A 10,440-nucleotide genomic window follows, 5' to 3' on the forward strand; every position below is an offset into this window, starting at 1 on the left:
CTATCAGGCACTGCATTTCTCCTGAACCGGTTTCAGGCTCTGCAAATCAGCTGCGGATATCTTCTTCCAGGTCCGACAGGCTCGCCTTGAACCCTTCACGACTGAAGATGCTATCCATATACTTTTGAAGCGGTTTTGCCTGCTTTTCATTGAGCTCTATGCCCAGTGACGGCAAACGCCACAGAATCGGAGCGATACAGCAATCCACAATAGTGAACTCTTCCGACAGGAAAAATGGCATTTCTCCAAACAGCGGCGCAGTGGCCAGCAGGCTTTCGCGAAGCTCCTTGCGAGCCACATCCGATGCCTTGGCATTGGGCTGTGCGAGAATTTGATCTACCAGCCCGCACCAGTCTTTCTGAATGCGATGAATCATCAACCGACTGTTGGCCCGGGCAACCGGATACACCGGAAGCAATGGCGGATGCGGAAACCGCTCATCCAGGTATTCCATCATGATGTTGGGCTCGTAGAGCACAAGGTCACGATCTACCAGTGTCGGCAGGGCATTGTAGGGATTGAGATCGGCCAGCTCCCCGGGAGGGTTGTCTGGATCGACATTCACGACGTCAACCGTTACACCCTTTTCTGCCAGAACAATACGGACTCTGTGGCTATAATGGCTGGCCGGGTCCGAGAAAAACGTCATTGATGACCGCTTGGTCACAACGCCCATAGAACTACCTCACGATTTGACTAACCGAATTGACCCTGAAAAACGCAAAAATCCAGCGGGCCGGCAATTGCCCGCTGGAGCTCAGGGATAAGGATTATACCTGAAAACTCAGTGTACGTCCTTCCAGTACTCGCGATTAAGCAGGTAGGCAAAGATAAAGAAGATCGCCACAAAAATCAGGACGAAGATACCAAGCCTTTCTCGCTCAACCTTTACCGGGTCCCCCATGTAAGACATGAAATTGGTCAGGTCATACATTGCGATATCGAATTCCGCTGGCGACATGCTACCTTCGGTTTCCCATTCGGGACAAATGTCGGCATTACGGACGTCTCCACTGAGAGGATCAACACTTGCCCCCTCACCGATTCGCGGCTCAACAGCGCACAAGCCTTGCAGATCCGCCATGACATGAGGCATACCAACATTGTCGAAGACCACGTTGTTCACACCCAGGGGACGGTTTTCGTCCTTGTAGAAGCCGCGCAGATAAGAATAGATCCAGTCCTCGCCACGGAGACGGGATTCCAGAGTAAGGTCGGGCGGCGGTGCACCAAACCAGTCAGCTGCCATATCCTTACTCATGGAATTCTTCATCAGCTCGCCGATTTTCGCGCCTGTGAAGATCAGATTTTCCTCATACAGCTCCTGGGGAATGCCCAGGTCCTCCGATACCCGCTTATAGCGAGCGTACTCCATGGAGTGACACCCCATGCAGTAGTTGGTAAACAGGGCCGCGCCCCGCTGGAGGGATTCCTTGTTGGTATGGTCCGGCTCCATCGTATCCAACTCAACGGATGGTGCGGCTGCCAGCCCGAGAGCCGGCAGGATCACTATGAAAAGACCAACTATCAGCTTTCTCATTATCCTGTCACCCTCTCTGGAACTGGCTTGGTTTTCTCCATGCGCGTGTAGAACGGCATGAGAATAAAGTAGAGGAAGTAGAACACTGTCAGAATCTGAGCAACGGTTGTACGACCCGCTGTTGCAGGAACGATACCGAGATACCCCAGGACTACGAAACTTACAGCAAAGATCGCCAGGGCAATCTTGCTCAACCACCCCTTGTAGCGCATGGAGCGCACCGGGCTTCTGTCCAGCCAGGGCAGGACAAACAATATGGCAATGGCGCCACCCATGACCACGACACCCCAGAATTTAGCATCCAGACCGAAGAGATCAACGGTGACCGCTCGCAGCATCGCGTAGAACGGCGTGAAGTACCACACCGGCGCTATGTGATCCGGCGTCTTGAGCGGGTTTGCAGGCTCAAAGTTCGGCTTTTCAAGGAACAGACCACCCATCTCGGGGAAGAAGAACACCACGATGAAAAAGATAAAGAAGAATACGGCCACGCCCATCAGATCGTGAACAGTGTAATAGGGGTGGAACGGGATGCCGTCTTTGGGCACGCCGTTTTCATCCTTGTTCTTCTTGATGTCAATACCGTCGGGGTTATTGGAGCCCACTTCGTGCAGCGCAAGGATATGCAGAACCACCAAACCAAGAAGGACAATCGGCAATGCAACAACGTGCAACGCAAAAAAGCGGTTCAGGGTAATGCCGGAAATCAGGTAATCACCACGAATCCACAGTGACAGGTCATCGCCGATCACGGGAATGGCACCGAAGAGGTTCACGATTACCTGCGCCCCCCAGTATGACATCTGTCCCCATGGCAGCAGGTAGCCCATGAAAGCTTCAGCCATCAGCACCAGGTAGATCAGCATTCCGAAAATCCAGATCAGCTCACGGGGCTTCTGATAGGAGCCATACATCAGGCCACGGAACATGTGGAGGTATACAACCACAAAGAAGGCGGAGGCGCCGGTGGAATGCAGGTAACGGAGCAACCACCCCCACTCCACATCACGCATGATGTATTCCACGGAGGCAAAAGCGCCTTCCCCGGAGGGGTTATAGCTCATGGTCAGCCAGATACCGGTAATCAGCTGATTGACCAGCACCAGCATGGCCAGCGAGCCAAAGAAATACCAGACGTTGAAGTTCTTGGGGGCGTAGTACTTTGCAAGGTGCTTGTTCCACGCCTCTACGATCGGAAGTCGCTCGTCGACCCAATTCACTAGCTTATTCATTATGCTGCCCCCTCAGGATCAAGACCGACGGTGATCGTATTCTCGTCGTCATAGCGGTAGGGAGGCACCTCGAGATTCTGTGGTGCCGGCTGATTCGGGTAGACACGACCGGCAAGGTCGTACTTTGAACCATGACACGCGCAGTAAAAGCCGCCCAGCCAGTCTTCGCCAAGGTCAGCGGGGGCCACTTCAGGCCGGAACTGGGGCGAACAGCCTAGGTGTGTACAGATGCCGACAACAACCGCATATTCTTCCTTGATGGCACGAAGCTCACCCTCAATATACGCTGGCTGTGCCGCATCTTCCGAAAGAGGGTCCTTGACCACATCATTCAGTTCGAGGATGTTTTCGTTCATTTCCTCGGTGCGACGAATAATCCACACCGGTTTGCCTCGCCACTCAACAGTCATCTGCTGACCCGGCTCGAGCTTGCTGACATTGACGGTTACCGGTGCACCGGCTGCTTCCGCTTTGGCACTGGGATTCCAGGATGCTACGAAAGGCACGGCCGCACCGACGACGCCGACACCACCCACCACAGACGTGGCACCGATCAGAAACCGGCGCCTGCCTTGGCTCACGTCGCCATTACTCATTATGGTTATCTCCCATCAGGCGACATGCAGCCCTGCTTAAAGGGAACCTGCACATCGAAAAGGACTTCTCTCAACCCAAAAATATAAGCGCTCAAATGGTAATGAAATTACCCTGCCCTTACAAGTCGGAAAGGTCTCGCGCCGGCCCATTACCTGTTCCGGATCAAATTGATATTCATTTCCCGTCCACAAAAAAACCCGGCCAACGGACCGGGTTCTTCGGATCTGCTCCAGCGAACTTAACGCTTGGAGAACTGAGGACGCTTACGCGCCTTGCGCAGACCGACTTTCTTACGCTCAACTTTACGAGCATCACGAGTAACGTAACCCTCTTTACGCAGAGCGGGACGAAGAGTCTCGTCGTAATCCATCAACGCACGGGTCAGACCATGACGAATCGCGCCTGCCTGACCACTGCTTCCACCACCCTTAACGGTGATATTGATATCAAACCGATCGGTGGAGTCGGCAACCACAAGAGGCTGACGAACGATCATGCGCAGAGTGTCACGACCGAAAAACTGGTCAATGGAACGACCGTTGATAGAGATGTTACCGCTTCCCGGCTTGATAAAGACCCGAGCCGTGGAGGTTTTGCGGCGACCAGTACCGTAATTTTGTGCTACAGACATATCCGCCTTCCGTTAAATGTCGAGTTCTTTGGGCTGCTGGGCTGCATGAGGATGCTCAGCTCCGGCATAAATTTTCAGCTTCTTGAACATGGCACGCCCGAGCGGGCCATTGGGAAGCATGCCTTTGACAGACTTCTGGATGATTTGCTCAGGAGCCTTGTCGACCAGCTTCTCGAAGTTGATGGACTTGATTCCACCCGGAAAGCCGGTGTGACTGTAGTACATCTTGTCAGATGCTTTTTTGCCGGTAACCCGTACCTGACTGGCATTGATAACCACGATGTAATCACCAGTGTCGACATGAGGGGTATACTCAGGCTTATGCTTGCCCCGCAGACGACGGGCGATTTCAGTTGACAGACGACCCAGCGTCTTGCCGGCTGCGTCTACAACGTACCAGTCACGTGTTACTGTTTCTGGTTTCGCACTCAGAGTCTTCATTGATTCCGCCTTGAACGCTATATAAGAAACGTTAAAAACCACCACCGGTAAATGCTTGGCATCCGGAGGAGGTCTTTTACCTGTATGTTAAGCGGCAGTGACATCATTCGGGGCTGAGATGATGGCATCGCCTTGAAAAGCCAGGGCGCGAAGTATAGCCGAACCAAAAAAGAAAGCCAACCCTGAAACAGGGTGTTTCGTTATTCACGTACCCCGAAGCACAACCGGGGGAAACCCGGGGTTAACGCTCGGATGCGCCAACTTCGTTCCACCCATAGAGGCGCTGCACATTGCCAAGCAGCGAACGTGCCAGATCTTCACGGCTGGCATCTCGCAACTCGGCTAGTGCATCGAAGATCAATGGCAGGTAACCCGGCGAGTTACAACCCGGGGCCACGCCCTCAGGCGCCATATCCGGCGCGTCTGTCTCCAGCACCAGCGCATCGACCGGCAATCGGGCAATGGTCTCACGCGTCTTCCGCGACCGAGGGTGGGTTATAACACCACCCACTCCGATAAAGCAGCCCAGATCGATCAACTTCGATGCCTGCTGGTAACTACCCGAAAATCCATGCACAAGTACCCTGCCCGCAAATTGCTTTCGGCGAAGCACTTCATACACTTCATCGTGGGTCTTCACGGAGTGCACTACCAGCGGAAAGTGCGCCTCGCTTGCGATATCGACCTGCGCTTCAAACCAGGGGTACTGGTCTTCCAGTGTTCCATGCAAACGGTCAAGACCACACTCGCCCAATGCCACGCAACGGCCAGGATGCTTTACAAGTGCGTCACTCAACGCATTAAGGTCGTCAGAGCTGTGTTCGCCGACATACCAGGGATGGATACCGAGACAGTAGTACAGGCCCTCGTGCTCCGAGGCAACGCGGCTTACCCGACTCCAGTCACTGCGACGCACACCCGGAATAACCAGGTTCGACAAGCCGGCGCAACGAGCCTCTTCAAGCACAGCCGCCCGACGCCCGTCGAATTCAGGGAAATCGAAGTGGCAATGTGCGTCGATAAGCCTCATTCATCGCTCCAGCCGTCTAGTGCTCACGGGTTTTGTGGAAGCTGATATCCGGGTAACGCTCCTGGGCCAGCTGCAGATTGACCATGGTAGGCGCTATGTAAGCAAGACGATCACTGCCATCCAGCGCCAGGAAATCATTGGCCTTGCGCTCGAATTCATCCAGCTTACGTTCGTCAGATGCTGTCACCCACCTCGCAGTGGCAACGTTGATTGGCTCGTAGACCGCATCAACCTTGTATTCACTTTTAAGGCGGCTGACCACCACATCGAACTGAAGCACACCAACCGCACCTACAATCAGGTCATTATTGCGCAATGGACGGAAAACCTGCACCGCGCCCTCTTCCGCGAGCTGAATCAGGCCTTTTTGCAGCTGCTTGGACTTCAAAGGGTCTTTCAGGCGGATCCGGCGGAACAGCTCCGGCGCAAAGTTGGGGATACCGGTAAACTTCATATCCTCGCCAGAGGTGAAGGTATCCCCCAACTGGATTGTGCCATGATTGTGCAGGCCAATAATGTCACCTGCAAAGGCTTCATCAGCATGCTCCCGGTCTCCCGCCATGAAGGTTAGTGCATCGGAAAAACGGACCTCTTTACCGATGCGGACGTGGCGGGCCTTCATGCCCTGACTGTATCGCCCTGAAACAATCCTCAGAAAGGCTACCCGGTCACGATGTTGTGGATCCATATTCGCCTGGATCTTGAATACAAAACCGGAAAACATGTCTTCTGCCGGCTCAACCAGGCGCAGGTCGGTTTCCCGCGGCTGCGGTGGCGGGGCCCATTCCACCAGCCCGTCAAGCATATGGTCCACCCCGAAATTCCCCAGAGCCGTACCGAAAAACACCGGCGTCAGCTCACCTGCCAGGAACGCGTCCAGGTCGAATTCATGGGATGCCCCTTTGACCAGCTCGATCTCATCCCTCAGATCCTTGGCATAAGCACCCAGAACCGCATCCAGTTCCGGATTATCGATACCGCTGATTACACGCGTTTCCTGAATCATGTGCCCTTGCCCGGACTGGTAGAGAATTACTTCGTCCCGGGCGAGGTGATAGACGCCTTTGAAGTTCTTACCCATGCCTATGGGCCAGGTGATCGGCGCACAGGCAATTTTGAGAACATCCTCGACCTCGTCCATTAACTCCACGGGGTCACGGGTTTCGCGGTCAAGTTTGTTCATGAAGGTAAGGATTGGCGTATCCCGCAATCGGGTGACTTCCATCAGCTTGATGGTCCGTTCCTCGACACCTTTTGCGCTGTCGATCACCATCAGGCAGGAGTCGACGGCGGTCAACGTCCGGTAAGTATCCTCGGAAAAGTCCTCGTGGCCCGGTGTGTCCAGAAGATTGACCAGCCGGCCACCATAGGGAAACTGCATTACTGAGGTGGTGACGGAGATTCCACGCTCTTTTTCCATCTCCATCCAGTCGGACTTTGCGTGCTGACCGGATTTTTTTCCCTTTACCGTACCAGCCTTCTGTATGGCATGACCGAACAGGAGCACTTTTTCTGTAATCGTGGTTTTACCGGCATCCGGATGCGAGATGATCGCAAATGTGCGGCGATGGGATACTTCGCTGGCAAGGCTCGTCATAATTGGTAAAAACCTGAATCGGAGAGACTGTAAAAACGGTGGCCATTATAAGGATAATAGCCCATTCAAGCGAATGCATGCCTGAACCAGCAGGTGCTAGGGTGGACCAGGTGAATCACAGCGGCTATCAAAGGACAATGCCATCACCAAAGCATCCTCACGCTCCCGTCCCCCGGGGTAGTAACCGGGCCTGCGGCCAATGACGGAGAAGCCCTCACTGGCATACAGGTTCATTGCACCGGTATTGCTGTCGCGTACTTCAAGAAGAACCTGAGACATCCCGTCACGCGCGGATTCGGCCACCAGGTGCCGAAGCAGGCGCCGGCCCGCACCTGACCTTCTCTGGGAAGCGGCAACACACAGATTCAGAAGATGAGCCTCGCCCGCCATATAGGCGACCACGGCATAACCTGACAGCCTGTCGCACATCTCCAGGGCCCAGAGACGATAATCCGGACGAAAACAGCCACGGAAAACCGACTCGCTCCAGGGAAAGGAATAGCCCTGGCACTCAATATCAAGCACTTCCGGCAGATCATCCTGACTCAGGGGCCTGATCGTCATATCACCGACGTTGACCTCGCGGTAGATATCCCGGAACACAAATCAGACTCCAACAGCAGATTTGAGTTGCCGCCAGAGTTCCCGCTTGTGAGCCGGGGCAGCGGCCAACCCGGCAAGACTCTGGGGGAAATCGACCGCGCAGGTGCCCAGGGCACTGTCCAGCCAATGGGAGCGATCCGGGAACAAATCATCCACAAGCACCCCCAGTAAAAGCAGCTTTCTGGCACCGAATTCTTTGCTGACCGACCGGAGAACGCTGTGAAGGTCATCCACGCTGTTGCCTGGTACCCGAGGGTTGCCAAAAACCGGCCAGCGGATATGACGTGACTCTTCTACGACCGACTCTCCCAACGCAGCGAGAATGTTTTCAGCCAATGCCTCCTGCAATCGCACACTGGCCTCATCAGAAATGCCACTAACGAGGACCATACGCTCCGAGACCCAGAAGCCCAGGCGTGCGTCAACCTGAACCTGTTGGCCAGACTCAGGGGCTGATTCCTGTGCAGCCGGCAGATCCACAGAGGGCTGCTCCTCGGCGGATGGAGTCGGTTGTCCGACTGCCTCCACGTCGCTTTGCGCCGCTGGAGCCTCAGCGGCGCTGTCAGCCATCAGCGCCTGTATGCCCGCAATTCTGTGTTTACCAGCACCATCACCGGCCGGTCGCGACCTTGCTGGCCGGGGATGGCGAGCTACGATGGGATCCGATTCCGACTCAGAGGCACTCTCTTCCACCGGAAATGTGAATTCAGGGCTCGGCGCGGCCCCCGGCAAGGGGGCACGCGCGTACCATAGATTGATACCAGCCTTCCCCAGATAATACTGACGCTCTGCCTCTGACATCATCATAATACTGATCCGTTGCCAATTCCGGTGCTCAGACGTCAGCTCCCTGGGGGTGCTGCCGGACACCGCCGCTGCTGATCAGGTTGAGAGCCTCAATGTAAGCCTTGGCAGAGGCGATGATTATATCGGTGTCTGCCCCCACTCCGTTTACAATGCGGCCGCCTCTCTCCAGGCGCACAGTGACTTCACCCTGGGCGTCAGTTCCACTGGTAATGTTGTTTACGGAATAGAGCTGGAGATTACAGCCCGAGTCCACCAGGGATTCAATAGCCTTGAAAGTTGCATCTACAGGGCCGCTGCCCTCAGCCTCAACCTTGTGCTCCTTGCCATCCATCAACAACGTCAGGGATGCTCGGGGCACCACACCTGTTTCAGAGCAAACCTGCATGGTCACCAGGCCGTACCGACCGTCCTCTTCCTGGCGGGTGTGGCTGGCAATGGCCTGGAGATCCTCATCAAAAATCTCATGCTTCAGATCCGCCAGTGCCTTGAACCGGGTGAATGCCTCATTGAGCTCGGTTTCAGTTTCAAACTGAATGCCCAATTCCAGCAAGCGGGAACGGAAAGCGTTACGGCCAGAGTGTTTGCCAAGCACCAGGCTGTTGGTGTGCCAGCCTACGTCCTCGGCACGCATGATTTCATAGGTTTCCCTATGTTTGAGGACGCCATCCTGATGAATACCCGACTCGTGAGCAAAGGCATTGGCGCCGACGATTGCCTTATTGGGTTGAACCGGAAATCCTGTAATGGTGGATACCAGCCGGGATGCCGGAACAATGTGCTTCGTATCAATGCGGGTATCAATGGTATAAAGATCCTGCCGGGTTCTGACTGCCATTACCAACTCTTCCAGGGAAGCGTTACCGGCCCTCTCACCGAGCCCGTTGATAGTGCATTCCACCTGACGGGCACCGCTGCTTACCGCAGCCAGTGAATTTGCAACCGCAAGGCCCAGGTCGTTGTGGCAATGTACGGAAAAGACTGCCTTATCCGCATTGGGAATGCGGTTGAGCAACTGACGGATAGTCTCTCCAAATTGCTCAGGAATCGCATACCCCACCGTGTCAGGGATATTGATAGTGGTTGCTCCGGCATTAATCGCTGCCTCAATAATGCGACACAGGAAGTCCAGCTCTGAACGGCCAGCGTCTTCACAGGAGAACTCGACATCATCGACATGGCTGCGGGCCCGCTTCACAGACCTGACCGCCTGCTCCACAACCTCGTCAGGCTGCATCTGCAGCTTGTGTTTCATATGAATGGGAGAGGTGGCAATAAAGGTATGTATCCGAGCCCGCTCGGCTGGCCTGACAGCTTCGGCTGCGCGGTCAATATCCTTGTCCAGGGCACGGGCAAGACTGCAAATCGTCGAGTCCTTAATGGACTCGGCTATACCTTTCACCGCTTCAAAATCACCCTGGCTGGCAATTGCAAAACCCGCCTCGATTACGTCTACACGCAGCTTCTCCAGCACCTTCGCTATACGTAGCTTCTCCGCTTTCGTCATGGTGGCGCCAGGGCTCTGTTCGCCATCGCGCAAAGTAGTATCAAAGATAACGAGATGGTCTTTCGCGGACATAACGATCTCCAGGGAAGCAATTAAACGGGTGTTTTCAGGCAGTATATCACTGACCAGCCGATTTTCTTTCACGCAATAAAAAACCCCGGCAGCTTGTGCTGTCGGGGTTTTCGGTATTAAGAGCCTGACGATGACCTACTCTCACATGGGCAGAAGCCACACTACCATCGGCGCTGGTCTGTTTCACTGCTGAGTTCGGGATGGGATCAGGTGGTTCCAGACCGCTATGGTCGTCAGGCAAAACGGTTGATCACTGGGTGGACGAGATGGAACTGTCTTTCGACTGTGATATTCGATTTCGATGGTGCTTTGCGTCATCCGCAATTGTCTTGGGTGTTATATAGTCAAGCCTCACGAGCAATTAGTATCGGTTAGCTCAACGCCTC

General features: G+C 54.6%; 11 protein-coding genes and 1 rRNA gene. All 12 read right to left on the bottom strand.

Annotated elements, in window-relative coordinates:
- Positions 1-46: 46 nt before the first annotated feature.
- Positions 47-676, bottom strand: coding sequence for a glutathione S-transferase N-terminal domain-containing protein (locus tag QPM17_RS06390; protein ID WP_137437372.1), 630 nt, complete (start codon positions 674-676; stop codon positions 47-49).
- Positions 677-784: 108 nt separating this feature from the next.
- Positions 785-1,540: a cytochrome c1 gene (locus QPM17_RS06395; RefSeq protein ID WP_285389736.1), complete on the bottom strand. Its 756-nt coding sequence runs from the start codon at positions 1,538-1,540 to the stop codon at positions 785-787.
- Positions 1,540-2,772, bottom strand: a complete 1,233-nt coding sequence (locus QPM17_RS06400; protein ID WP_285389737.1) for a cytochrome b — start codon at positions 2,770-2,772, stop codon at positions 1,540-1,542. Before QPM17_RS06400 ends, QPM17_RS06395 begins: the two co-directional genes overlap by 1 nt.
- Positions 2,772-3,368 (bottom strand): ubiquinol-cytochrome c reductase iron-sulfur subunit, encoded by a 597-nt coding sequence (gene petA, locus QPM17_RS06405; protein ID WP_285389738.1) that lies wholly within the window; start codon positions 3,366-3,368, stop codon positions 2,772-2,774. Before petA ends, QPM17_RS06400 begins: the two co-directional genes overlap by 1 nt.
- Positions 3,369-3,607: 239 nt before the next feature.
- On the bottom strand, positions 3,608-4,000 hold the full coding sequence (rpsI, locus tag QPM17_RS06410; protein ID WP_114613350.1) for a 30S ribosomal protein S9: 393 nt from the start codon (positions 3,998-4,000) through the stop codon (positions 3,608-3,610).
- 12 nt (positions 4,001-4,012) lie between these two features.
- Positions 4,013-4,441, bottom strand: a complete 429-nt coding sequence (gene rplM, locus QPM17_RS06415) for a 50S ribosomal protein L13 (RefSeq protein ID WP_150993376.1) — start codon at positions 4,439-4,441, stop codon at positions 4,013-4,015.
- Positions 4,442-4,682: 241 nt separating this feature from the next.
- A complete protein-coding gene (locus QPM17_RS06420) occupies positions 4,683-5,471 on the bottom strand; it encodes a TatD family hydrolase (protein ID WP_285389740.1) in 789 nt (262 codons plus the stop codon).
- 16 nt (positions 5,472-5,487) lie between these two features.
- The gene (prfC, locus tag QPM17_RS06425; protein ID WP_285389742.1) at positions 5,488-7,068 is read right to left on the bottom strand and encodes a peptide chain release factor 3; all 1,581 of its coding nucleotides are present in this window, start codon (positions 7,066-7,068) and stop codon (positions 5,488-5,490) included.
- A gap of 96 nt (positions 7,069-7,164) precedes the next feature.
- The gene (gene rimI / locus QPM17_RS06430; protein WP_340366167.1) at positions 7,165-7,671 is read right to left on the bottom strand and encodes a ribosomal protein S18-alanine N-acetyltransferase; all 507 of its coding nucleotides are present in this window, start codon (positions 7,669-7,671) and stop codon (positions 7,165-7,167) included.
- 3 nt (positions 7,672-7,674) lie between these two features.
- Positions 7,675-8,478: a 2-isopropylmalate synthase gene (locus tag QPM17_RS06435; RefSeq protein ID WP_285389743.1), complete on the bottom strand. Its 804-nt coding sequence runs from the start codon at positions 8,476-8,478 to the stop codon at positions 7,675-7,677.
- 28 nt (positions 8,479-8,506) lie between these two features.
- On the bottom strand, positions 8,507-10,054 hold the full coding sequence (locus QPM17_RS06440; protein WP_285389744.1) for a 2-isopropylmalate synthase: 1,548 nt from the start codon (positions 10,052-10,054) through the stop codon (positions 8,507-8,509).
- A gap of 122 nt (positions 10,055-10,176) precedes the next feature.
- A 5S ribosomal RNA gene (gene rrf, locus QPM17_RS06445) occupies positions 10,177-10,292 on the bottom strand.
- Positions 10,293-10,440 lie beyond the last annotated feature (148 nt).

Source organism: Marinobacter azerbaijanicus (assembly GCF_030250645.1).
Classification (GTDB): Bacteria; Pseudomonadota; Gammaproteobacteria; order Pseudomonadales; family Oleiphilaceae; genus Marinobacter; species Marinobacter azerbaijanicus.

Bases quoted from the DNA above. Each gene is read 5' to 3' on its own strand.
- QPM17_RS06390 (WP_137437372.1), bottom strand. From the start codon at position 676: ATGGGCGTTGTGACCAAGCGGTCATCAATGACGTTTTTCTCGGACCCG.
- QPM17_RS06395 (WP_285389736.1), bottom strand. From the start codon at position 1,540: ATGAGAAAGCTGATAGTTGGTCTTTTCATAGTGATCCTGCCGGCTCTC.
- QPM17_RS06400 (WP_285389737.1), bottom strand. From the start codon at position 2,772: ATGAATAAGCTAGTGAATTGGGTCGACGAGCGACTTCCGATCGTAGAG.
- petA (WP_285389738.1), bottom strand. From the start codon at position 3,368: ATGAGTAATGGCGACGTGAGCCAAGGCAGGCGCCGGTTTCTGATCGGT.
- rpsI (WP_114613350.1), bottom strand. From the start codon at position 4,000: ATGTCTGTAGCACAAAATTACGGTACTGGTCGCCGCAAAACCTCCACG.
- rplM (WP_150993376.1), bottom strand. From the start codon at position 4,441: ATGAAGACTCTGAGTGCGAAACCAGAAACAGTAACACGTGACTGGTAC.
- QPM17_RS06420 (WP_285389740.1), bottom strand. From the start codon at position 5,471: ATGAGGCTTATCGACGCACATTGCCACTTCGATTTCCCTGAATTCGAC.
- prfC (WP_285389742.1), bottom strand. From the start codon at position 7,068: ATGACGAGCCTTGCCAGCGAAGTATCCCATCGCCGCACATTTGCGATC.
- QPM17_RS06435 (WP_285389743.1), bottom strand. From the start codon at position 8,478: ATGATGATGTCAGAGGCAGAGCGTCAGTATTATCTGGGGAAGGCTGGT.
- QPM17_RS06440 (WP_285389744.1), bottom strand. From the start codon at position 10,054: ATGTCCGCGAAAGACCATCTCGTTATCTTTGATACTACTTTGCGCGAT.